Below are 24,970 nucleotides of genomic sequence, written 5' to 3' on the forward strand. Positions count from 1 at the left end.
AAATATTGGAATCATGAAAAGTTTTTATTGGATAGTATTATTCGGATTTTTATTTGGCTACCAACTAAGTGCCCAATCGGGGTACGAGAAAAGAATCAACTGTGGGGGCCCGGCAACTACTTATTTGGGCAATACTTACGATGCCGATGATTCAGAAACGAACTCGCCATACTCGAATGGAGAGAAAATAGGAACTTTCCCAGCTGTAAATTTGCCCAGTCTCTATCAAACCATAAGGTTTACCAAAAATACCAATAGAGAGCTCTTTTACGATATAACGGTACCCAATGCCGGAACTTATGATGTGGTATTGCAATTTGCCGAGCCCTTTTGGGGTGTTTCCTCGGGAGGTAGTGGAGATGGTGTTAGGGTCTTTGATGTGTTTGTTGAAGGAACCCAATTGGCCAACGACCTTGATGTTGTGCAATTGGTGGGGCCCCATGCGGTTCATACGATCAATCACCAAGTTACAATGTCTTCAGGGGATTTGGTCATCAGTATTGAAATAGACGCTGAACCAGATAAAAATGACCCTATTATCAATGCAATCGAGGTGCTTGAAGTGTCAAGTCCCTCTAACAATGCACCGGTTGCCAATGCTGGTTCAGATGTTACTATTACACTGCCAACCAATAGCGCCTCACTGACAGGTAGTGGCACAGATTCCGATGGTACGATTGCTGCATACCTATGGAGTCAGCAAAGTGGTCCCAGTACCGCTTCCCTTAGCGGTGCAAATACAACCAATCTTACAGCCAATAATTTAGTTGAAGGCACATATGTTTTTCGTTTGACCGTTACCGATGATGATGGTGCCACAGGATTTGATGATGTTTCTGTCATTGTGGAATCTTCAGGTTCGGGGGGCAACCCGGGAACTTCGGTATGGTCAGAATCAAGCACGAATGATGACATCTACTATAACAACGGCAATGTAGGGATTGGCACAACAAACCCCGGTTCAAGACTACAAGTCAATGGAGATTTTATGTTGTGGGGCGGAGAAGCCTATGGCGACGGTTGGGGAATTTCCCGTTTCAATTGGAAAGGACACTCTCTGATCATGGGCACAAAGCTTGGGATGTATGCCCATAACTTAATTGAATTAAAGCCTGGAGGTTCAAATTCAGGCCAACTCTGGTCAGCTATTGAACTATATCAGGCTTTAGATGAGAACGTTCATGAAAAAAGAGTTAGAATTTCCTCACATATCCACACCGCGACCTTTTTTAATGCAGGCAATGTAGGCATTGGCACCTCGTCTCCCGACTCCAAACTTACCGTAAAGGGGAAGATCCACACCGAAGAGGTCAAGGTCGATCTCAACGTACCCGGACCCGATTATGTGTTCAAAGAAGGCTATGTGCTGAGAAGCTTGGAAGAAGTCCGGCATTACATTAACGAATATGGGCACCTGCCCAACATACCCTCGGCCAAAGAGATGCAGGCCAATGGCATTCAACTAGGCGAAATGAACATGAAACTGCTGGAGAAGATCGAGGAGTTGACCCTATATACTATTCAACAACAAAAAAGAATCGAAAGTCTGGAAAAGGCTCTCAAAAATCTGAAGGAATGAAAAAACTGTTTCAAATAGCCATAATGGGGCTTACTTTACAAATGATTGCCCAGACAAATACTTTTCCGACAAGTGGCAATGCTGGCGTTGGCACAACAAGTCCTATGTCAAAACTGCATGTCTATAACGGTGCTTCCGGCAAAACCCCACATGACTTTACAGACTTTGCTGTAGAAGACGATGAAAACGTACTAATGGTTTTAATGACCCAAAACAACAAAAATGCCTTCTATGGTTTTGCCGATACCGATGATGATTTTGTAGGTGGCATCCAGTATTATCACCCAAGTGATATGATGTATTTCAGGGTCAATAACCATGCGGCAGATATGGTCATCAATAAAGATGGTAATGTGGGCGTCGGCACGACTGCCCCACTTGGAAGAGTGCATGTTTCGACCGGCACATCGGGTGACGCCATATTTCGACTAGAAGCCGATACCGACAATGATAACGAATTTGACAACCCCTTAATTCAATTAAGACAAGACGGTGGTGCCTTAGGGGTAAACATCGGATATTCTGAAGAAAACTTTGGCGGGAACATTTTTGGAATCGGAACAAGGTATACAAACCAAGAAAGCTGGGACGCCTTCACAATCAACACCCAAAATGGCAATGTGGGCATAGGAACCAAAAATGCTGGATCCTGGAAACTAGCAGTTAAGGGAAAAATACGTGCCGAGGAAATAAAGGTCGAAACCGGCTGGGCCGATTATGTGTTCAGGGAGGGTTATGATCTGCCCACCCTCGAAGAAGTCGAAAAACATATCAAAGAAAAAGGCCATCTCATCAACATACCCTCAGCCAAAGAGGTTGAAGAAAATGGGGTGCAGCTTGGTGAAATGAACAAGTTGTTGTTGGAGAAAATTGAAGAGTTGACCTTATACACACTTCAGCAAGAATTACAACTGAAACAGAAGACTGAACAAATACAAAAGGTATATACAAAAATTCAAGCATTGGAAAAACGTTTAAATGAGATTGAAAATGAAAAAAACCCGTAACATATTTTTTGGCCTGATGGTAATACCGATTGTGGCCTTCGCACAGACCAACACCTTTCCCACATCGGGCAATGTGACCATCAATGATGGGGATTTAATCCAAACCGGAACTTCAAACGATTTATTGACCCAAGGAGCCATTAAACTTAAAAATTATCTATTGTTTGATAATGATGGAGATTTCACCGGAGGCAACTATTATACCATCCAAGATGACCCTACAGGGAACTTTCTTAGAATCGGATATCTGTTTAGGAACGACCTAACGATAACTTCCTCGGGCAATGTAGGTATTGGTACGACCAACCCAGGCAGTACCAAACTAAGGGTAAATGGCAACATTAGAGGAACTTCACATATTGCCGTTGAAACTGGTGGAAGCTACAAAGTTTCAATGAATGGTCAATCTGACGGCTATATCGTGGGTAGGGATAATGCTTTTCAGACAAAATTTAGAGTGTCCTCAAATGGCAGTTCATATTTCAACGGTGGCAATGTAGGTATCGGCACCTCGTCTCCCGATGCTGAACTGGCTGTCAATGGCAACATACACGCAAAAGAGGTGAAAGTCGACTTGATCGGTTGGCCCGATTATGTGTTCAGCGAAGACTATGATCTACCCACCTTAGAGGAAGTCGAAAAGCATATCAAAGAGAAAGGCCACCTTATCAACATACCCTCAGCAGAAGAGGTCAAGGCCAATGGTATTCAACTTGGTGAAATGAACAAACTATTGCTTGAGAAGATCGAAGAGTTGACACTTTACATGATTGAATTAAAAAAAGAAAACAAAAAACTAAAAGAAGGGATTTCAGAGATGGAAAACATAAAGCGTCGACTTCTAAAATTGGAAGCCTTAATGAAAAAAGTTCATGATGAAGAATAGATTGACCATAGTATTGTACATAACCATGACTATTTCTGTCGGAGCCCAAAACCCAACGGCATATACAGCTGAAAAAACGGACAATACGTCCGCTTCATTCAATTTGAAAAATTCTATTGGATTTTGGCACTTGAGCGGCCCGCGCATCCATGAGGGCAACGGTTTTTCCATTTTCTGGAACAATGGAACCTATAATAGGTATATGACCATAGTGGACAATGGTAACATTGGCATAGGGACCTCTACCCCCCAATCTAAATTGGATGTAAGAAGTGGCCTAAGGGTGGCAACCGATAACTCCAGATACTTGTCCCTGAATTCAAATGGTGACGGGAATGCCTATGTGAGCTATAGTGGCGGAGCCTCAAATTCAAGAATAGGTTTTCAAATAGACGGTTCAAGCAAAATGTCGATAATGAACAACGGTAGTATCGGCATCGGCACCACCAACGTGCCCTCTGGTTATAAACTGGCCGTTGACGGCAAAGTGATCGCAGAAGAAATCAAGGTCGAAACCGGTTGGGCCGATTATGTGTTTAGGGAAGGTTATGACCTGCCCACCTTGGAAGAGGTCGAAAAACACATCAAAGAAAAAGGCCATCTCATCAACATACCCTCAGCCAAAGAGGTTGAAGAAAATGGGGTGCAGCTCGGTGAAATGAACAAGCTCTTGCTCGAGAAGATCGAAGAGTTGACGCTTTACATTTTACATCAAGACAAAGAAATAAAAAGAATGAAAACCCAAATCAAAAAAATAGTCCAAAATCAAGAATAGACTTGTGGCTAGAAAACCCAAATAATTATAGTATGAGAAATTTTATCTTATTGTTTTTCATTACCTCTTTAGGTCTATCGCAAGAGGTGACAAGATTACAAGAATATTTGCCGCCATCTCCAGAGGCACAAGAGTTTATTAAGTACGGCGAATATCCCGTTAGCATGTTCACCGGGGTTCCGAATATCACTATCCCACTACATACAATAACCGCAAAGGAAATTCAAATTCCTATTTCTTTATCCTATCATGCTTCAGGAATTCAAGTCGATCAAATAGCCTCTTGGGCGGGCTTGGGTTGGTCGTTGAGCACCGGAGGAACAATTTCAAAAATTCCAAGGGGAATTCCAGACGATGCGGGAAAAGGGTTTTTGGTGTCAACACTGCCAGAATTAAGCGCATTGACATTTGATCATTACTTTTATGAGGAAGCGGCAACAGGTATTCAAGATACAGAATCGGATATCTATTACTATAACTTTGCTGGGTACTCTGGCAAATTTTTCTTTGATCGCGGAAAAAATGTTCGCTTAATAGACCAGGCCCCAATAGACATATCTTATTCGGCAGGAGGTTTTACCATTGTAACAAAGGAGGGTACGACTTTCGAATTCAATGATATCGAAAGAACTCAGTCCATAACTACAAGTATCGGAAACCCTACTGGGGCCGGAACCCAACAAAACTATGTCAGCACTTGGCATCTTTCAAAGGTTACATCAAGAAACAAAATAGATATCATCGATTACACCTATGAACTGGGCAATTCTTTTCTGGCCAATCAGTATAGCTATAGTGAAAGTACCGGTAGTGATGTTGATATGAGCACTTGCCCCCCCTCATTACTGAATAATGTCCATGATGGTGGTGGTTCTCAAATCTCATCTCAAACACAGACCACCCAGATCCCTAAAAGGCTTACAGAAATTAGTTTCCCAAATGGAAAAATCGTCCTTAATAGAGTAGCTGACCGTCAAGATGTATCACCAGATAGATTGGAAGAAATTGAAATAATGAAGAAAAATGGGATGGCTTATGAAAAAATAAAAAGTTATCGCCTAATACATGATCATTTTTATTCAAGTCATGCTACAGTTTATCCCATTAATCCAACTGCTTCAAGACGTTACAGATTGAAGTTGATCGAACTACATGAGCTGGACAAAAATGGCAATAATCCCAAAAAACACATTTTTGGTTATAACAGCACTATGCTGCCACCCATTGAGACCAATGGAAAGGACTTTTGGGGATATTATAATGGAAAAAATACCAATATAAATCTAATTCCACTACAACCTATTACATATTTTGGAAATAGCGTTGGAGCCGCAGATAGAAATCCTGATGCCGACTCTATGAAAGCTGGAGTCTTAAATAAAATTACCTATCCCACAGGAGGTTATACGGAGTTTTTTTATGAACCACATGAGTATGTTACCACAGAAACGATAATTACATCAAAAAAACAGAGTGTTTTTGCGGTTGGCTTGCCAAATGTAATAGGAGGAGGCGTTTATTTGGAAGATACCAAGGTTTTTACCCCGAACAACTCTGGTTATGCCACCGTTACGATCGAAGCTTCCGATCGCAGTAGTACCACGGGAGTATATCCAAGGGTGACACTACAAAGAGCGGGCAGCTCTGGTTATATGATCGATCATAGTATATCGCCAACAACATATTCCTATCCACTCAATCCCCCAGAAGTGAACATATCATTCCCGCCAGTATGGCTAGATCAAGGGGTCGCTTATACCCTAAAAGCTGAGGCTGAAGGCACTTCCAATTCCAATGAATTTGACGGGGCGGCCTATATGCGGGCAGAAATAGATTATTTTGAAGAGACCACTTCCCCTACTCCAGTTACCAAAATTGCCGGTGGCCTCAGACTACAACAAATAAAATCATTTATTAAAAGTAATGAGTTGGCATTTTCGAAAAGATATGAATACAACAGTTCAACATTGCTGACGCCTGAAACTTTTTTGAAGGAGCAGTACTTAGATGCTTCCATTGTGGGTTTTAAAGGTCCATGCCCCAATTTGCAATGTGCCTCGGCCAGCACCACTAGAAGATTTTACTATGGTGGCACGGTTCAAAGTTTGACCTTGAATTCAGGTAGCCCTGTGGTATATGGGTCGGTAGATGAGATTATGATAGATGGTTCAAACAATGGCTTGGGAAAAACAAATTACACCTATGCGATCCAAACCGATGATATTCTACCTGTAGTTTCGTCTTATCAAGGAGGTATCATGCTCCTTAAGAAAGACTGGCTGGGCGGACAAAATACTTCTAAAACTACTTTCAAAGAAAACAGTATCGACTACACTACCCAAGAGATCAACGGGTATACATTGAAGAAATATGATGAGAGTTACAAAATGTACAAAATAGTACACGAAGGGAGAATTTTCGGAACCTGTATGCCCATTGACCTGAATGGCGATGCGTACAATAGGTTTGACATTATAGAATACCCTGTTTTCACAGGTGCCAAACTGATTAGCTCAATGGTCAAAAAGACCAAAGAAGATGCTGGCAATGAAATCGTTGTGAGCACTTCGATTTATTATGACAACGAAACCCATTTACAACCTACAAGGGAAGAAACTGTTTTAAGCAATGGAAATATGGTCAATACAGAGATTTTCTATCCTGATGATGTGGTGAATACTTCTTCTTTAGGTTCACCAAACATTTCGTCGGCAGAAAAAACCGTTATAGACCGATTAAAGCAAGGTGATCTACATCAAGTTGCATTGCCCCTGCAGACCATAACATCTGTCAAAAATTCGGGAGGTACCATATTGTCTAAAAATATGGAAAGAACATTGTACACTGATTTGGGAAATGACCTGGTATTGCCCGAGTCGATCAAAACCTTAAAGGGAGATTATTCAGCTACCACGAATGATATTGATGATCGCATAAAATATGAAGAATATGATGCAAATGGCAATCCTTTGGAGGTTTATAGAATTCAAGGCCCTTCTATCAGTTATATCTGGGGATATAATGATCAATTGCCGATAGCCAAGATTGAAAATGCATCATATTCCGATATAGCTGCGGCGCTAAGTATCAGTGTTGCTTCGCTTAAAGGGTATGATGAATCTAATATGGCCCAAATCAATGCACTTCGTTCCAATTCCAATTTACAGAATGCCATGGTCACCACCTATACCTATGACCCCTTGGTGGGCGTGACCAGTACCACTGATCCGCGTGGTTATACCATGTATTACGAATACGATGAGTTCAATAGGTTGAAAGCGATAAAGGATAAGGATAACAACCTCGTGGAAGAATACAAGTACAACTATAAAACCCAATAAGCCATGAACAAGTATCTGAGCATTTTCTTAATAACATTGATGGGTTCATTGGTTTCGGGCCAAGTGGTTTACCCTCCCTCGGGCCAATCAACCTACATTATTTCCAGTGGCCAGAACATTACGGTCACAGATGGCCAGAGCATTACCTTTGGCCCTGGCACACATATACAATCAGGGGCCATTTTTACGGCCAAAATTCTATTGGTCAATACAGCAGATGATCCCTACAGCTCGATTTCGCAAAGTGACGAAAACTATGTATTTACCAGAAACTTTCAGAAGGCAATGTCAAGTTTTACCACTTCGAGCACCTTGGAAGGCGATGTATACGAGCGTATTACCTATTTTGACGGGCTGGGCAGGCCCATACAGCAGTTGGGCATCAAGGCAGCCCCTGACAAAAAAGACATCGTTACCCATATCGGTTACGATGATTTTGGAAGGCAAGACAAAGAATGGTTGCCCTATCATGAGCCTACCGGTACCCTGGGCACCTACCGCGGTGATATGGCCAGCACAACCAGATCCTATTATAAAACCAATTACCCAGAAGACTTTACCAGTCTAAGCAGCGGTACGGCCAATGCCTACGGCGAAAAGGATTTTGAGGATTCACCTTTGAACCGTGTTCTGAAACAAGCAGCACCTGGTCAAGACTGGCGCCTGGGCGCAGGCCACGAAATCGAATTTGACTATGAAGTGAACGCTGCCAACGAGGTACGACTGTTCACCGTAGATCTGACCATTTCAAACGGCATATACATGCCGAGCCTTTCCAATGACGGTCATTATGTTGCGGGCACCCTTTACAAAAATGTGGTCAAAGATGAAAACCATAGCTCAGGTACCGACCATACGACAGAAGAGTTTACCGACATGCAGGGCAGGGTGGTTTTAAAACGTACCCACAACAATGGAGACCATGACACCTATTATGTCTATGATGATTTCGGAAATTTGACCTATGTATTACCGCCCAAGGTGACCACTTCAAGTGTGAGCAGTACCGAACTGAACGAACTGTGCTACCAGTACCGCTATGACGGCCGCAATCGTTTGGCCGAAAAAAAATTGCCGGGCAAGGGCTGGGAATCGGTGGTCTACAATAAGCTTGACCAGCCCATCATGACCCAAGATGCCAATCAAGACAGTGCCAATGAATGGCTGTTCACCAAATACGACGCCTTTGGTCGTGTTGCCTATACCGGGGTCGATACGGGCAACTCAAGTAGCAGAAACTCGGTACAAAACGGTGCAGATAGCGAAAGCGATCAATTTGAAACCCGCACCAGCGGTGCCAATACCTATGCAGGTACTACCGTCTATTACAGCAAGACGGCCTACCCGACCAGTTTCAACGCAGTGTACACGATCAATTATTATGACGACTATGTCGATACCGATGGGTTAAGTGTTCCCAGTACCGTGCTGGGCCAAACGACCACCTCTGACACCCAAGGGCTGGCCACAGTGGGCAAGGTAAGGGTGCTGGGCACCAATGATTGGATCACTACTATCACAGGCTATGATGCCAAGGGGCGTGTCATATATACCGCAAGCAAGAACAACTACCTGAACACCACAACTATTGTGGAGACTGAACTTGATTTTGGGGGCAAGGTGTTGCAGACCAAAACTACCCATAGTCGTACGGGCCATACCGATGTGGTGACCACTGACACCTTTGCCTATGACCATCAGGGCAGGTTGTTACGGCAAACGCAGACCATCAATGGGCAGTCTCAAGAGACCTTGTTGCACAATACCTACGATAATTTGGGCCTTTTGGCACAAAAGACCGTGGGCGGTGGCCTACAGACCGTCGATTATGCCTATAATGTAAGGGGGTGGCTTAAAAGCATCAACGATCCCGGTAGTTTGGGCAGTGACCTGTTCGCCTTTGGCATCAATTACAATACGGTAGCGCATAGTGGCACCCAACTCTATAATGGTAATATAGCTGAAACGGAGTGGCGGACCGCCAATGACAACGTACAACGTTGGTATCGTTATGGATATGATGCCCTTAATCGTATAAACAGTGCAACGGCCAATAGCACCAATTATCACGTAAGCGACATCACCTATGATAAGAATGGAAATATTTTGACCCTAAAAAGAAAAGGGCATACCAATGCCAGTGCCACAAATTTTGGCATGATGGATGACCTTACCTATACTTATGGGGCCAATAGCAATAAACTTTACAACATGTTGGATGAGGCAAGTACAAGTCAGGGTTTCAATGACTTCCTGCATGGCGACACCTCGGTTGAAGAATATACTTATGACGATAACGGCAACATGGTCAAAGATCTCAACAAGGGGATAGGAACGGTAAGTACCGATGGTATTACCTATAACCATTTAAACCTTCCCACTAGTGTTGTGATCAATAACGCGCAACATAATGGGACAATTTCCTATATTTACGATGCCACGGGCGTAAAACAACGGAAGATAGTGAGCACCGGAACCACTACAGATTATGCGGGCAATTATGTATATGAAAACAATGCCCTGCAGTTCTTCAATCATCCAGAAGGCTATGTGGCCCCCGACGGTACAGGAGGGTATGAATATGTCTACCAATACAAAGACCATTTGGGGAACGTGCGGCTAAGCTATACCGATAACAATGGCATTTTGGAAATCGTGGAAGAAAGCAACTACTACCCCTTCGGCCTTAAGCATAAAGGGTACAACGATGGCGTTTCGTCCTTGGGCAACGATGTGGCGCAGAAGTGGAAGTATAATGGCGTAGAACTTGATGAGACCACGGGGTTGTATGAGATGGATCTAAGGCAGTATGATCCGGCCATTGCAAGGTGGACTTCCATTGACCCCGTTACTCACTATTCAGCAAGTACATATAACGCTTTTGACAATAACCCTATTTTTTTTGCAGACCCTAGTGGTGCCGATTCGGAAAGTTTCTGGCAAAATGTTTTCAGGGCTAGGGACAGGGATGGCCAAACACTTGCTGACCTTAGCGGTGGTGATAATTTTGAAGAATCGGATGGAAGCAATGATAATACTTCTAGTGAATCCGAATCTAACGAGGATTGCTGTGAAGAATATATCGCAAGTTTATTTCATTATAAGGGGCCAAAAGAAACAAGATATTATAAAAATAATCCTGACAAGGAAAAAATTGTTCTTCAAGCGGCCTATAAAGCAGGTGTTTTGGCAACAAGGGTTTCTAATGATCTGGGCGGTGATAATTTAGGATATAGTGGGGCTATTCGACATTCATATTGGATGTATTTAATTGCCGTAGAATTAGGTCCAGAATTGGCTGAAAGACTTGGAATGTTACATGAAGATTATGAGATTACCGTAGGGGAACATAAAGGAAAAAATAATCTAACAACAAGAGATAGTCAAATGGATCAGGTGAATAATGCATTTGGAATTCTAATAGCCAGAAAGAATCCTAATTTAACTGATTTAGAGTTCGAGGATATTTTCTTAAAAACTGTTAATCATAAGGATTATCAAAAACTAATTAAGATTTTTGATACACATACAATACCAAAAGAATCTTTAAAAGTGAAGGCCGAAAGAGTCAAAAGAATGGACGAAAGAACTTTTGTGAGATTCGGAGAGTTTTAATAACCTGTTATCTATTATTTTGTGATAAAAAGAAAAACTAATATAATTTTTGCACTAGGGATATTTTTGGTAGTCCTTGGCTATATATTTGTCAAGTTTATCGAATTTGATAACATCAATAGTGGTAAGAATGATTGTTTAGTAAATGATTTTAATATAGTATTTAGAAAAGAAAACAGCATAAAACTAGGTGAGGTTTATAACTTTTCCCAAATATTTAATTGTAGGAATTGGGATGAAGTAATAATAGTGGGAGGTCGAAAAGCTAATAGAACTATTATTTATATAAAAGAAGGAGTTGCCTTGCCTAAAATTGATTATCGAAATAGGCTTCAGGGAGTATTGCTTTTTTATTTTGTAAAAGATGGAAAATTAATTTCTTCTCCTATTTCATTCTATGACCAAGATTTCTTGTATTTCGAAGACTTTAACTATTTTGACTATGTAAGTTTAAAGAAAAAAGAAGCCATTTTCAAATGTGTAAAACTTGAGACCATAGGTGCTGATGAAGAGATTTTAACCTTTGAATTAAGTGATTAAGTTATATTGGAAATAACTAAATAGGCAATATGTCTGCTCCGCAGTAGTTGAACTACTACATCAAATTAAATACAAAGCCAGCACCACCCGTGTTGGCTTTTTTATCACCCGCCCAACCCCTCTCCCTTTTTTGGCTGGTTAAGTGGATGGAATTATTTGCGTTAATTTGTTTGATATTCACCCGCTGCCGCCAGTTTGCAACTGGTGGCGGTAAGAGTAAGTGAAACATCCCCGCTCCCCAGCAGCTATACTGTTGCGGTAAAATAAATATTTAAAAGCCAGCACCAATAAGTGTTGGCTTTTTTATCACCCACCCAACCCCTCTCCCCTTTTTTGGCTGGTTAAGTGGACGAGTTTGTTCTGAATTGCTTTGCGGTCTTGAGTATTTAGACTACTTTTTCAAAAGCCCCCCGCTGCCACACGATTGCATTGTGTGGTCGGGTAATGTCTTAAATTAGGGAGCGACAATTCATATTCTTGTAAACCTCTTATTATCAGTATTTTGAACTGAATATTGATTATATCAGAGCAACCAATAATCACCATGGCGACAATCAAAAGGTCTTCGCGGCCCAATTTGGATTGAAATACTGATTTTTAGTCCATTTTTCGGTGATTTTTACACAACACTTTTGCGAAAAAAGCGTTAGTGTTTGTAAGAATCTTAATACATGAGACTTAGCCTTTTCGCATTATTGGCGGCATTGCTTTTGAGCGCCTGTGCCCCAATGCCTGGCCTACAGAAAGTAGAGACCAAAATACCCTGTATCGGGGCGGTCGGCGAAGACCGTTCGACCCTGTTCAAAAAGGCCTTTCAAAAAGTGGGCGAACCCACTCTGGCGAGCCCCGTTGGGGTGTCGTTGAACTCCCTTGCCTTTGACAAAAAAAGCTATTCAAAATATGCCCGTTGTTCAAAAAACTTGGGCAAGCGGCCCATAGTGGTCTTTGTCGATTCAATAGCCACAAAACCTCGGTACCATACGTTGAAAATCAGCGATCTGGTCGAACTGCAGTCACAGTTCAATAGCGAAAAAAATGAGGCTTTGAAAAACTATATGGCCAACGATGATGGTCTGTGCCTGCTCAACGGTATCTCGTTTGTAGCACGGCCCAATGTACAGGAAATCATCGATAATGCCCACCATTTTTATATCAGTGATTCAAAAGAGGGACTGGTACTCGAGGCCCATGGCACCATAGGGTCGACAAAAATCAGCATGGCTTCTTTAGAGGTCTTTGATTTCAGCACGGCCGAGGTCTGTTGGTCAAAAAACCAATTGGGCAACTATGAGGTGGCCACCTTTTTGACGGTGGGTAGGTCGTGTCCGGGCCATACCGAAAAAGACCCCCACAAATTGGATGATGTCGCCAACTATCTAAAATTTTAAGGCATGAAACGAACCCTACTTTTTTTATTGCTATTTGGGGGCTTCGCCCTCAGCTGTGAAGATATTTTGGAGGTGCCCGACATCTCGGGCCAACAGGTCGAGCTCTTGGCCCCAAGTGAGGGCAGTGTGGTCACCGATAGCATCGTCAACTTCAACTGGAACGGGGTGAACGATGCCGATTCGTATCTGGTACAAGTGGCCACTCCCGATTTTGAAAATGCCGCCCAATTGGTATTGGATAGTGTCATGGTCATCGATTCGACCTTTGTGGGCACAAGAATCTCAAAACAGCTATCGAACAGCACCTATGAGTGGCGGGTAAAGGCCCAGAACAGTGGGTTTGAAACCGAATTTTCCATTAGCGGTTTTACGGTTGATGCTTCTTCGAACTAAACCCCTTGCTCCATGAAAAAGAACAAAAAGACCTATTTGTTGTTGGCCTTGGTATTGGTGATCTGGGGGGTACTGGGCTTTAAGATCGTAGGGGCCATCAATACTACCGAAGAACCCATTGACAAGGTCGATTTGACCGAGACCTATGTGGCGCCCACCCTTAAAAAAAGGGATACGTTTGCCATAACCGCCAACTATCGAGATCCCTTTTTGGGCACTATGCCCAAGAGCGAAAAGATCGAAAAAACCAAAAAGAAGGTGGTCAAAAAGGCTGAGACCCCTCAAAAAAATATCCAATATGCAGGTTCGGTGGCCGAGAACGGTTCGAACAAGCGGCTGTTCTTCGTGTCCATTGACGGGCAACAGCACATCATGGCCCAGAACGAAACAGTGGCCGATGTCAAATTGATCAAGGGTAACCAAGAGTCCATAAAGGTGCGTTACGGTACCCGTACCGAAACCATTTTGTTGCAGCAATGACCAGTACCAAAAAAATAAGGGCCGGGGCACTACAGTTTGTGCTCTTTATCGGGGCTATAGTCGCCATATTGTTGCTCTCGTTCGTCTTGGTCTCTTATTCCCATAACCTATTTCTCAAAAAGACGGATGTATGGGTCGAGGTCATACAAGCGGCCGATTCGGGATTGGAACGTTCTTTTGACCAGGACATGAACGCAGGTGCGACATTCGAGGTGCCAGTTATGAACGATTCGGGGATTTCAGTTTCGGTAGAAAAGGAGTATTGGGGCGTATTGGAAATTCGTAAGGTCAAGTCAGAAAAAGGAAAAATGGGTTTTGAAAAATGGGCCTTTGTGGGCCATGCCGATGAAAAACGATATGCCCTGTACCTGCAAGACCATCAACGCCCGTTGGTGTTGGCCGGAAATACCAAGATTACGGGTACGGCCTTTCTTCCCGAAAAAGGGGTCAAAATGGGCAATATTTATGGCAACAGCTACTACGCCCCCAAATTGATTTATGGGGAGAAAAGACAGAGCCAGGCCTCACTTCCCGTTTTTGACCCAGAAATTCGAGAACAAATCGAAAAATTGACCAGCCCTATTGTTGTACCTAAGGGAGAGGAAATCATCTTGAAAAAAGGAATGGTTCATAAACACAGCTTCAAGAAACCAACCCAAATTATCAAAGGCACTCATATACAACTAGAGCAAGTAGCGCTTTCAGGTAACATAATGGTATGGGCGTCAGATAAAATCATGGTTGGTGCTCTTTCAAAGCTGCACGATGTGCTGCTGGTGGCTCCCCATATTGAGATCGAAAAGGGTTTTCTGGGAAATCTACAAGCTTTGGCCAGCGAGTCCATAACAGTGGGCGAGGGCTGTCAATTGGGGTATCCGACCGTACTATGGGTGCATCAAGAAATAATGGGCGATCCTCCGCAAAATGATATTCACCCCAATATTATGGTAGACTCTTATGCCCATGTCAGGGGCGTGGTCATCTTTCAAAGCAAAGGGGGAGAAGCCAATCGTTTCAAACCCCATGTCAAAATCGATGAAAATGCCAAGGTGGTCGGTGAGGTATATTGTTCTGAAAACTTGGAACTGAAGGGCAGTGTGCACGGCAGTGTGACCACAGGTGGCTTTGTGGCTCTTGAAAACGGTAATAGCTATCAGAACCACCTTTACAACGGAAGCATCAACAGCTCTTTGCTGCCCATGAAATATGCCGGAATCGAATTCGAGGGTAAACCTATAAACCAAGTAACAAAATGGCTGTATTGAGAAAAGTCAGGGCATCGACCCTAATGGAAACCCTGGTCGCCACCGTCTTGATCGTTGTGGTGTTCATGACGGCCAGTATGGTACTGAACAACCTGTTCGCCAACAGCATTCAGCTCAATGACAACAAAATACGGCAAGAACTGTTGCGGTTACAGTACCAGCATCAAAACGAACAGTTACAAGTGCCCTATTACGCAGAGTTTGGGCCCTGGCAGATAGAAGTAAGCGAAATCGATTGGCAGTCGACCACCCAGACCGTGTTCGAGGCCAGCTACCAATCGGGCAATAAAGAAATCGTGCTCAAAAAATGAAGAGAGTAACTAAAATAGCGGCCTTCACCCTCAGTGAGATGCTGGTAGTGCTTTTGCTCACTACCGTCGTTGTGGGCATGGCCTTTGCCGTGCTCAATCTGGTACAGCGCCAGATGCAGGGCATTGATGGCAATTACGAACAAAATACCGAGTTCAACCTGTTACGGCAAAGTCTGTGGTTCGATTTCAACCAGTACGATGGGGTGTGGTACGATGCCAAAAAAAGCGAACTGGTGTTTGCCAACGAGTTGTATGAGACGGTTTACGGGCTTCATGAAGCATATATCGTCAAACAACAGGACACTTTTTTTGTGGAGGTCGCTAAACGGGAATTTTTCTTCAAAGGCCAAGAACAGCTTTCCGGTGAAATAGATGCCCTTGGGTTCGGGCTCTCAAAAAAGAACGGTTCACAGCAGCTTTTTGTGTTCAAAAAGAATGCGGCCACCAGCCACCTAAACCAGTAGCATGGGGTTTAAACTAAATCATACCATACCTGCTGAATCACAGCGCACCACTTCTGAAGGGGGGCTAGAGGGGCTGTTAAAAAAGGAAATCACCCTTTTCGGAACCTTTTTCAACAATAAAAAGAAAGAGCATTTCTATTCTGAATTGGCGGTGCTCTTAAAGGCAGGTGTGCACCTGCGGGAGGCGTTACAACTATTGGCCGACAACCAGAAGAAGGAAAAGCTGCGCAATTTTTATACCACTATGGTAGATAATTTGGATGCCGGGCAAAGTCTTTGTGACGTATTGCAGTCTAGAAAAGTGTTCACCGAGTATGAATACTATTCTGTTCAGATAGGGGAAGAAAGCGGTAATTTGGCACGGATCATTGAGGAATTGGGGGGTTTCTTTGCACGTAAAAATGAGCAACGGCGACAACTGTTGAATGCCATGACCTACCCCATCATCATTTTTTGCACGGCGGTTTTGGTGGTCATTTTTATGCTACGGATGGTCGTGCCCATGTTCGAGGATATCTTTCGCCAGAACGGGGTTGAACTGCCCACCATCACCAAATGGATCATATCGGCCTCCAAGGGTATCAAAGACTATGGCTGGTTGGTGCTTTTCTTACTGGTTGGACTGCTATTGTTCAGAAAGATTCTTTTTAAGAAGGAAAGTGTGCAGCGAAAACGGGATGCCTTTTTGTTGAAAGTTCCTTTCTTGGGCCAGTTCATCCGTTCTGTCTACCTATCCCAGTTCACACAGGCGGTGACCCTGTTGACGGCCTCAAAAGTGCCCGTTTTGAACAGTATACAAATGGCAAGGCGCATGATTCGTTTCTATCCTTTGCAAGATGCCCTGGCCCAAATGGAAGCCAAGATCATGAAGGGGGCGAGCCTTAATGAGAGCATCAAGGGCAACAAGATCTTTGACAATAAGATGGCCTCATTGATCAAGGTGGCCGAAGAGACCAACCAGACAGAATTTATCTTTGAAAAGCTCAACCAGCAATATAGTCAAGAGGTGCAGCAAAAATCAAAACTGCTGTCTACCCTTATGGAACCCTTGATCATTGTGGTCATCGGCCTTTTTGTGGGGGTCATCTTGGTATCGATGTACCTGCCCATGTTCAAGTTGAGCAGTGTGTTGGGGTGATAGAGAGGTGTCAAAATAAAAAGCCCCGAATCGTATCCGAGGCTTCTCTCTGTACCGAAGGTGGGAATCGAACCCACACGGTATTGCTACCACTGGATTTTGAATCCAGCGCGTCTACCAATTCCGCCACTTCGGCATTCTATTCATGAAAGCCCATCTCTGAGCCTTCTCAATTTTTCTTTGCCAACTCCTGATTTCCAGTACTTTTCTCTTTTACGAGCAGTACGTCTATCAGGATGTTCTTCTTCGTAAATCAATACAAAGGGAACATAAGGTCTGGTTGTTCTCTCCCTGCCACCATTATGTCTTTTGATTCTCTCATTTAAGTTAGAGGTCATTCCAACATAAATATAATTGAATCGCAAACTCGACAAGGCATAGACCCAAACCATAGTTCAATATGTCAGCGCGCCTGCCTGTCGGCAGACAGGTCTACCATTTCCGCCCCTGCCTACCGGCAGGCAGGACTTCGGCATTCTATTCATGAAAGCCCATCTCTGAGCCTTCTCAATTTTTCTTTACCAACTCCCGATTTCCAGTACTTTTCCCTTTCACGGGCAGTACGCCTATCAGGATGCTCTTCCTTGTAAACCAATACAAAGGGAACATAAGGCTTTGTTGTTCTCTCCCTGCCACCATTATGTCTTTTGATTCTCTCATTTAAGTTAGAGGTCATTCCAACATAAATATAATTGAATCGCAAACTCGACAAGGCATAGACCCAAACCATAGTTCAATATGTCAGCGCGCCTGCCTGTCAGCGGTCAGGCCTGCCTGTTGGCAGACAGGTCTACCAATTCCGCCCCTGCCTACCGGCAGGCAGGACTTCGGCAAAGGGACTGCAAAACTAAAAAATTATTTCATTCCTGAAACTAAAATTACCCATATTTATGCTTTCCCAACCCAATTAAATTTTTAAATTTGCACCTCCTTAAAAAGAAGGACGTCGTCATGCCCTATCAGGTTCCAGAACCCAAGATTTTTGCTTGTACGCAAAGTGCCGAACTCGGAAAGAAAATCGCCAAGAAATATGGTGCCGAGCTGGGCAATGTAATATTCTCACGATACAGTGATGGTGAGTTTCAACCTTCTTTTGAGGAATCGATTCGGGGAGCTCGAATTTTTATCATTGGCTCAACCAATCCAAGTTCTGAAAACTTAATGGAAATGCTATTGATGCTCGATGCCGCCAAACGTGCATCGGCACGGCATATAACTGCGGTAATGCCCTATTTCGGATGGGCCCGGCAAGATCGAAAAGATAAGCCCAGGGTACCGATAGCGGCCAAGCTAATCGCCAAGATGTTGGAAACGGCCGGAGCGACACGAATCATCACGATGGATCTGCACGCCGATCAAATTCAGGGGTTTTTTGAAAAACCAGTGGACCATCTCTTTGCCTCCACCTTGTTTTTGCCCTACCTGAAGAAGCTGAATTTAGATAATCTGTGCATCGCCTCACCCGATATGGGGGGCTCAAAACGGGCCTATGCCTATTCAAAAGCATTGGAAAGCGATGTCGTTATCTGTTACAAACAACGGGCCAAGGCAAATGTCATTTCAAAGATGGAGCTGATCGGTGAAGTAAAAGGCAAAAACGTGGTACTGGTCGATGATATGGTCGATACTGCCGGTACGCTCACCAAAGCGGCCGACCTTATGATAGAGCGTGGAGCGAAAAGTGTTCGTGCCATTAGCACACACGGTCTTTTGTCAGGCAATGCCCATGAAAAAATTGAAAAATCAAAACTGAAGGAATTGATCATCACCGATTCAATCCCTTCCAAAAAAGAAAGTGAAAGAATCAAAGTGTTGAGTTGTGCCGGCCTATTTGCCGATGTCATGCACCGCGTGCACCACAACACCTCAATATCTTCAAAATTCTTAATGTAAGCCCCCTAGCTGGTGGCAATCTATTAATTATAATCATTTATTCAGACTATGAAGTCAATTACAATCAAAGGATCCCAAAGAGAAAGCGTGGGCAAGGCAGCGACCAAGGCCCTACGTAATGCTGGAAAGGTCCCTTGCGTGCTGTACGGAGGGGAAAAACCATTGCACTTTTCAGCAGATGAGATTTCGTTCAAAGATTTAGTGTACACCCCCAACGCCCACACTGTTGTGATTGAGTTGGAAAACGGTGAAAAGTTCGATGCCGTAATGCAAGACATTCAGTTTCACCCGGTCAATGACAAGATTTTGCATGTAGATTTCTATCAATTGTTCGAAGACAAACTGGTGACCATGAATATTCCCGTACGCCTGATGGGCAATTCACCCGGGGTACGAAACGGGGGTCGGTTACTGTTTCGAAAGCGTAAACTTGAAATTCGTGCGTTGCCGGCCGATCTTCCCGATTTCTTCAATGTAGATATTTCAAAATTGAAGATCGGTGACAACATATCGGTAGAATCATTGCTCAGCGATGACTTTACCATTCTGCATCCAGATTCAACGGTCGTGGTTCAAGTCAAGACCCAACGTGCCGCCATCGTTGTTGAAGACGATGAAGAAGTGGAAGGAGAAGAAGGAGCCGAAGCAACTGAGGGTGCAGCAGAAGGTGCTGAAGCCCCAGCCGCTGAAACCCCTGCTGAAGAAAGCGCAGAGTAAAGCATATTTTCCATTGTGGAAGCATCCCAAGATAGTCGCTCTTAGCGGTTTTTGGGATGCTTTCGTATTTTTGGGCAAAACGAAATTTTCATGTTCAAATGGATACTTTCGCTGTTTGGAAAACAGACGTCCATTCTATCTGAAGGCAATACCATGAAGAAATTTTTGATTGTTGGTCTGGGCAACATCGGTTCTGAATATGCCGATACCCGACATAATGTGGGTTTCAGAATATTGGATGCCTTGGCCCAAGAAGAAGAGCTGACCTTTGAAACCTCGAAATTGGGCGACACGGCGGTTTTTAAGTTCAAGGGAAGACAGGCGCTTTGCCTAAAACCTTCGACCTATATGAACCTCAGCGGAAAAGCCGTACGCTATTGGATGGACAAAGAAAACATTCCTCTTGAAAATGTACTGATCATCGCCGATGACATCAATCTACCTTTTGGCACCCTTCGTCTGAAGATAAAAGGAAGCGATGGGGGCCACAACGGGCTCAAAGATATTCAACATATCTTGCAGACCACTACATACTGCCGTTTTCGTTTTGGGGTAGGTGCTGATTTCAGCAAGGGCAAACAGGTCGATCATGTGCTCGGCCAATGGAACGAAGAGGAGAATGAAAAACTGCCCGAACGGCTGAAAAAAAGTACCGGGATCATTCGCTCATTTATCTTTGCAGGTGCCAAGAACACCATGAACCAGTTTAACAATACTTAGCGCTTAAGATTCTTAGAGCACCTTAAAATCATAGATGCCCGAATCTGATGTATTGCCCTCGGCATCTTTGGTAATGATCTGCCAGTAATAGGTGGTACCCGAAGTCACCGTGACCTTGGTCTGGGTCGTTTCAACATCTAAAGTTTCCAACAAGGCCGTAGGCGGGTTTTGATCTGAGAGATACACTTCGAACGACTCGATATCGTCCTCGACATCTGCCCCTGTAAATTGCAGGGTAACTTGTGAAGCCCCATCCGCAATAACGGTGGCCCCTGATTTTGGGGCTATGATCTGTGCCGGAAACGGTGCATAGGTTGTTTGCGAACCCGCATTGTAAAACAACCAGCTTTCACTGGTAGCCGTTAGATCTGAATCGGTGTTGGCTGAGGTCACCGACCATGAGAATGGGGCCCCTTTTTCAATCGAAAGACTTGCAGATGTTGAAGCCGTGGTCAAAGTTTGGGGTGTATTGGTGTTCAAATTCACCGCACTCAATGTATATAGATCGGTATTCGCTGAAGGCTGCCATTCAAAGGTCACCTGACTCAGCGTCTCATTGATGCTCTGGCCTGTCGTGCACTCTGAATTTTCTAGTGGAAAGACCAAAATGGCCCCTTCAGGTACCGGTGGCGGAGCATTGTCATCATTTTTACATCCGACGATGAAAATAATGGTCATTATCAAAAAAATACCTTGTCTCATCGCTTGATCACTTTTTGGGTCTGTCTATAACCTTTTGCGGAAACCTCCAAATAATATACTCCCGAAGGCAAGCCAGACAATGTCACATCTACTTGAAGGTTTTCGCCATTTACAGATTGATTTCGAACCAATTGCCCGTCTGAAGCAAACACCTTTATCTCATACGGCAGATTTCCCGCATCATAATATACAGATATGTTGTTTCTTGTCGGATTGGGAAATACTATGGGCGCAGTACCTACTACGAAAGTCTCTTCGTAAATACCCTGACAGGGTAATGCCGAAGAAATTTTTAGGGTATTCAACCCCTTCTTCAAACCGATCAACAGTTCATTTTCTGTGGTTTGTGTCACAATTCCGTTAACTTCAACATTGTAGAAAACCGCTCCTCCCAATGTTAAGGATACCTGTCGTGCATCGATAAGGAGTTTCGAGCTCACAGAGAGTACATCGGGCTCATCGACCATCAAATCAAAGCACTGCTCTTGATAGACCTTGGTATCTATTGTACCTGTAATGCAAAGTGTATAATCGCCCGCCTGTAGATTCTGAAAATCATGGGTATCATTGAAATTAGCCGTATCGCTTAGGCCATTGCCACTGAGAACGGCCGTATAGTCGATCGAGGTATCTATGGCCGAAATCGAAATCGATGCATCATTATTGCTTCTACAACTCTCACTTTGAATCTGTAGGGTGAAATTATCAGTTGCGAATCGATGCACTTGACAACCGCTGGTATCAACCTCGGCCCCTTTTGGTGTGCCCAGGCAAAGATCGTCCCCATCATCAAAGACACCGTCTTCATCCTCATCGGGCCTGAAAGTTCCTTCGGCACAAATTTCCAATGAAAACGATTGCAACGAGCCGCCATCAGAACTTGCCGTATCTTCGATTTCAAGTACCCAGGTGCCCAGCGATGATTCGCCCGCAAACGAAGCCAATTCACCCAATGGTTTCACTACGCCACTGATAGCAGGGTCACCGCCACATGAGATGTCATTGCCATCATCATCAAAAACAGCATTGATGTTGTTCATATTGCCGCATGATTTTGATACGAGTGCCACCTTGGTGCCCGAGGGAGATATCAAATTTATGACCAAATCTTCCAAAAAAGTGTGATTGAGTTCTAACGAAACATTTACATCGGCCACTGATAAATCTTCAAGAATGGTAATCGATGAGGAAATGGTTGTGGCTTCATCTGAACGAATTTCCAATGGTAGGTCATCGGCATCCCTACTTTCACAATCGACCAATGTGGTCGTAAACCCAAATGGAGTACCAAACGGGCCCTCACCACAACCATTCTTGGGCTTCACGCGCCAATAATAAACGGTCTCTGGTTGCAGCAAAGCAGAACGGTATTTATTGAACGATATCGTTGCAGCTTCAACAATATCGGTAAAGGCGACATCGGTAGCGATTTCAATATCATATGAGGTATGGGCAGGGCTGTCTTGCCATGTGAACAATGGATTTACGGGCGTGTCAACTGCAAAATCCATCGGTTCGAGCAAGACCACTTCTTCAAAAGTACCGTCATAGAGATTCACTTGAAGCACTACCTCTTGGGTCACCGACGCCGCTGTTGATGTGATGGTGACGGGATAGTTGCCCTCGGTCACCGCCCCCGTATTCGAAAAAGTCACCTGAACGTTTGTATCATCAGCAGTAGCGGTGGATGGCGAAAAAGAAACATCGAGACCTGTCGGGGCATCGGCCGTGAAGGTCGAGACCTCATTGAAACCGCCTGACGTATCATACACAAAAGACGTTATCAAATCATTGGGCTGACAGGTTTCAACTTCAAGGCTCTCAAAATCCAGTACCACCTGGGCCTCTTGAATGGTAAAATTGGCCGAATTCACGGCAAAGAAAATATTGTCACTGGCCTTGACCATGATACGGGCCATATCAGTACCAGTTGATGGCAACAGCACTTCTGCACTGCCATCGTTCAACACATCATCGGCAATTTGAATGGGGAAAGAACTGCCCCCGTCCACAGACAAGAATATATCGACCTTTTCTGCATTTATCGGTTCAACATCGGTATTGGCAACACTCCATGTAACCGTTTGTACACTGCCCGCAGCATATAGTTCACCAGTGGCCTGCGAAAGTACTTCAAAGGGACCTGCCGCATTGATTACAGATACGCTTGTGGTGGCCGTTACCACCTGCCCACCACCAGCTGCATTATCACGAACGGTCAACGCAAAATTTAGGTCACGCTGTATTTCTGAAACAGTTTCCCATGCCGAATTAAGGGGTGGGTCGGTTTGCGTCAAATTGCCCTGTGCCACTTCAGAAAGTCTTGGAAAATAACGCTCAGGATCTGTAGTGGGCGGCAAGGATCTAAAATTTGCTCCACTCGGATTTTCGGGACCAAAAGTTTCGGTCGTGACCACACCGCTATCAATTTGCTCCCAAGTATAGGTCAGTACATCACCAGAATCAGAATCTGTGGCATTCGCTGTCAATACAAAAGCAGTCGATTTCGGAATCGTATAGTTTTGCAGTGGGGCAACCGTGGGAGGTGCATTCGTCAAAACAGTGGTCTCGGCACAGTTCGCCGTTTGCAGATAATCGATAATCTGTACGATACTGTAATAGTGAAAGTAATCGTCTCCATTAGGTGCCACATTATTGTCCCCAACAATACCCGCATACCCCATGATGGAAGTACCACTGGCCGGTTCGGCCTGTACATCGCTGCCTTCTGACTCGAATGACCACGTATGGTTGGCGCCAAATTGGTGCCCCAGTTCATGGGCAACATAATCTAAATCGAAATTATCGCCCTCGGGCGTTTCGGCAGAAGCAAAGGCACTGCCCTTTCGATTGTCAACGCAGACCGAACCGATAAAGCCCGCATTTCCATTATCATTGTCTTTATGGAACAAATGCCCTACGTCATAATTGGCCTCACCGATAATGGTCGTGAGTGTATTTTGCACCTGTGCATTCAAACCCCCATTATAGGGATCGGTCTCGGCATCGGTAAAAATGACCTGATCATTACTTGGCACCAGTTCAAGCGTTACGGCCAAATCGGTCTCAAAAACCTCATTGACACGGGTCAGTGTCGCATTGATGGCCGCAAGGGCATCAACCACCGTTCCGCCATGATAGTCAGTATACTCACCCGTGGCCGAGACCGCAATTCGAAATTTTCTTAGGGTTTGGTCGTCGACTAAAACATTCGGAAAATTTCCCATGTCGCGAGCCATCGGCATGGTATTGCATACAAAAGAATCATCGCGCAATGCTTCTTTATCGCGTTGATAGGCAAGATATGTATTTTTTGAACCGCCCAATTTCTGCAAAAAAGATATACTACGGGTCTGTAGATCAACGCACATGCCCTGAACACCCTTATGGGAAAAACTGAGGCGTAATCTGGCCGTACCATCTGCATTTATTCCCGTGTACGATTTTATGGATGGGTATTTACGTGCCAATTCTTCATGAAACACCGGGGTTTCCCTTAATTGAAAGCGGCCCAGGCTCCCATCCTCCAATGGATAAAAAACTTCAATCGATATTTGGTCGGTGGCATGAAGTGTTTTTGCAAACATGGCCTCATCCAAAGAAAAGTAGTGCGCATTTTTCAATTCATCATCGTGCTTTACCACTGTAGATTTGGCAGATTGGGGAGGCAATAATTTCCAGTAGCCATCTTGGGCAGAAAGAGAAAACCAGCCCAAAAACATGGTTATTGATAAAACAAGATGTAACTTAGCTTTC

The 24,970-nt window shown here is 44.0% G+C and carries 21 protein-coding genes and 1 tRNA gene; 17 read left to right on the forward strand and 5 right to left on the reverse strand.

The genetic code is table 11. The annotated features are described in order from the left end of the window. Positions 1-13 precede the first annotated feature (13 nt). The 14 genes from L0P89_RS05440 (at position 14) to L0P89_RS05505 (ending at position 17,182) form a co-directional block, all read left to right on the forward strand. Entirely contained in the window at positions 14-1,579 is a 1,566-nt protein-coding gene (locus tag L0P89_RS05440; RefSeq protein ID WP_235267394.1) for a PKD domain-containing protein, read from the forward strand. Continuing rightward, entirely contained in the window at positions 1,576-2,586 is a 1,011-nt protein-coding gene (locus tag L0P89_RS05445; protein WP_235267395.1) for a hypothetical protein, read from the forward strand. Before L0P89_RS05440 ends, L0P89_RS05445 begins: the two co-directional genes overlap by 4 nt. Then, the gene (locus L0P89_RS05450) at positions 2,570-3,472 is read left to right on the forward strand and encodes a hypothetical protein (protein ID WP_235267396.1); all 903 of its coding nucleotides are present in this window, start codon (positions 2,570-2,572) and stop codon (positions 3,470-3,472) included. Before L0P89_RS05445 ends, L0P89_RS05450 begins: the two co-directional genes overlap by 17 nt. After that, the gene (locus L0P89_RS05455) at positions 3,459-4,247 is read left to right on the forward strand and encodes a hypothetical protein (protein WP_235267397.1); all 789 of its coding nucleotides are present in this window, start codon (positions 3,459-3,461) and stop codon (positions 4,245-4,247) included. Before L0P89_RS05450 ends, L0P89_RS05455 begins: the two co-directional genes overlap by 14 nt. Positions 4,248-4,279: 32 nt before the next feature. Continuing rightward, positions 4,280-7,588 carry a hypothetical protein gene (locus L0P89_RS05460; protein WP_235267398.1) on the forward strand — a complete coding sequence of 1,103 codons (3,309 nt, stop codon included), beginning with the start codon at positions 4,280-4,282 and terminating at the stop codon, positions 7,586-7,588. Positions 7,589-7,591: 3 nt separating this feature from the next. Next, a complete protein-coding gene (locus tag L0P89_RS05465) occupies positions 7,592-11,203 on the forward strand; it encodes a DUF6443 domain-containing protein (RefSeq protein WP_235267399.1) in 3,612 nt (1,203 codons plus the stop codon). A gap of 21 nt (positions 11,204-11,224) precedes the next feature. After that, complete coding sequence (locus L0P89_RS05470; RefSeq protein WP_235267400.1) at positions 11,225-11,743, forward strand: hypothetical protein; 519 nt, start codon at positions 11,225-11,227, stop codon at positions 11,741-11,743. A 671-nt stretch (positions 11,744-12,414) separates the two neighbouring features. Continuing rightward, complete coding sequence (locus L0P89_RS05475; RefSeq protein ID WP_235267401.1) at positions 12,415-13,131, forward strand: hypothetical protein; 717 nt, start codon at positions 12,415-12,417, stop codon at positions 13,129-13,131. A 3-nt stretch (positions 13,132-13,134) separates the two neighbouring features. Next, complete coding sequence (locus L0P89_RS05480; protein WP_235267402.1) at positions 13,135-13,524, forward strand: hypothetical protein; 390 nt, start codon at positions 13,135-13,137, stop codon at positions 13,522-13,524. Positions 13,525-13,536: 12 nt separating this feature from the next. After that, complete coding sequence (locus tag L0P89_RS05485) at positions 13,537-14,004, forward strand: hypothetical protein (protein WP_235267403.1); 468 nt, start codon at positions 13,537-13,539, stop codon at positions 14,002-14,004. Then, positions 14,001-15,269: a hypothetical protein gene (locus tag L0P89_RS05490; protein ID WP_235267404.1), complete on the forward strand. Its 1,269-nt coding sequence runs from the start codon at positions 14,001-14,003 to the stop codon at positions 15,267-15,269. The genes L0P89_RS05485 and L0P89_RS05490 overlap by 4 nt, the downstream gene beginning before the upstream one ends. Continuing rightward, positions 15,266-15,580, forward strand: a complete 315-nt coding sequence (locus tag L0P89_RS05495; protein WP_409557563.1) for a hypothetical protein — start codon at positions 15,266-15,268, stop codon at positions 15,578-15,580. The genes L0P89_RS05490 and L0P89_RS05495 overlap by 4 nt, the downstream gene beginning before the upstream one ends. Then, positions 15,577-16,044 (forward strand): hypothetical protein, encoded by a 468-nt coding sequence (locus L0P89_RS05500; RefSeq protein WP_235267406.1) that lies wholly within the window; start codon positions 15,577-15,579, stop codon positions 16,042-16,044. The genes L0P89_RS05495 and L0P89_RS05500 overlap by 4 nt, the downstream gene beginning before the upstream one ends. A gap of 1 nt (position 16,045) precedes the next feature. Then, a complete protein-coding gene (locus tag L0P89_RS05505; RefSeq protein ID WP_235267407.1) occupies positions 16,046-17,182 on the forward strand; it encodes a type II secretion system F family protein in 1,137 nt (378 codons plus the stop codon). Between the two features lie 52 nt (positions 17,183-17,234). Here the strand turns inward: L0P89_RS05505 and L0P89_RS05510 are convergent. The 3 genes from L0P89_RS05510 to L0P89_RS05520 all read right to left on the reverse strand — a co-directional run bounded on the left by L0P89_RS05510 (position 17,235) and on the right by L0P89_RS05520 (position 17,912). Then, positions 17,235-17,318: transfer RNA gene (locus L0P89_RS05510), tRNA-Leu, on the reverse strand. A gap of 7 nt (positions 17,319-17,325) precedes the next feature. Then, positions 17,326-17,520, reverse strand: a complete 195-nt coding sequence (locus L0P89_RS05515) for a GIY-YIG nuclease family protein (protein ID WP_235267408.1) — start codon at positions 17,518-17,520, stop codon at positions 17,326-17,328. 143 nt (positions 17,521-17,663) lie between these two features. After that, complete coding sequence (locus L0P89_RS05520; protein ID WP_409557564.1) at positions 17,664-17,912, reverse strand: GIY-YIG nuclease family protein; 249 nt, start codon at positions 17,910-17,912, stop codon at positions 17,664-17,666. A 221-nt stretch (positions 17,913-18,133) separates the two neighbouring features. Between L0P89_RS05520 and L0P89_RS05525 the strand changes: the two genes are divergently transcribed. From L0P89_RS05525 to pth, 3 genes are all read left to right on the forward strand, one after another. Beyond that, the gene (locus L0P89_RS05525; protein ID WP_235267410.1) at positions 18,134-19,075 is read left to right on the forward strand and encodes a ribose-phosphate pyrophosphokinase; all 942 of its coding nucleotides are present in this window, start codon (positions 18,134-18,136) and stop codon (positions 19,073-19,075) included. A 48-nt stretch (positions 19,076-19,123) separates the two neighbouring features. Further along, positions 19,124-19,792, forward strand: coding sequence for a 50S ribosomal protein L25/general stress protein Ctc (locus L0P89_RS05530; RefSeq protein WP_235267411.1), 669 nt, complete (start codon positions 19,124-19,126; stop codon positions 19,790-19,792). A gap of 90 nt (positions 19,793-19,882) precedes the next feature. Then, positions 19,883-20,512, forward strand: a complete 630-nt coding sequence (gene pth, locus L0P89_RS05535) for an aminoacyl-tRNA hydrolase (protein ID WP_235267412.1) — start codon at positions 19,883-19,885, stop codon at positions 20,510-20,512. A 12-nt stretch (positions 20,513-20,524) separates the two neighbouring features. Here the strand turns inward: pth and L0P89_RS05540 are convergent, their stop codons facing one another. Together L0P89_RS05540 and L0P89_RS05545 are read right to left on the reverse strand one after the other, a co-directional pair. Then, positions 20,525-21,214 (reverse strand): hypothetical protein, encoded by a 690-nt coding sequence (locus L0P89_RS05540; protein ID WP_235267413.1) that lies wholly within the window; start codon positions 21,212-21,214, stop codon positions 20,525-20,527. Continuing rightward, positions 21,211-24,936, reverse strand: coding sequence for a reprolysin-like metallopeptidase (locus L0P89_RS05545; RefSeq protein ID WP_235267992.1), 3,726 nt, complete (start codon positions 24,934-24,936; stop codon positions 21,211-21,213). Before L0P89_RS05545 ends, L0P89_RS05540 begins: the two co-directional genes overlap by 4 nt. Between the last annotated feature and the right edge of the window lie 34 nt (positions 24,937-24,970).

This window comes from Muricauda sp. SCSIO 65647, from assembly GCF_021534965.1.
Classification (GTDB): Bacteria; Bacteroidota; Bacteroidia; order Flavobacteriales; family Flavobacteriaceae; genus Flagellimonas_A.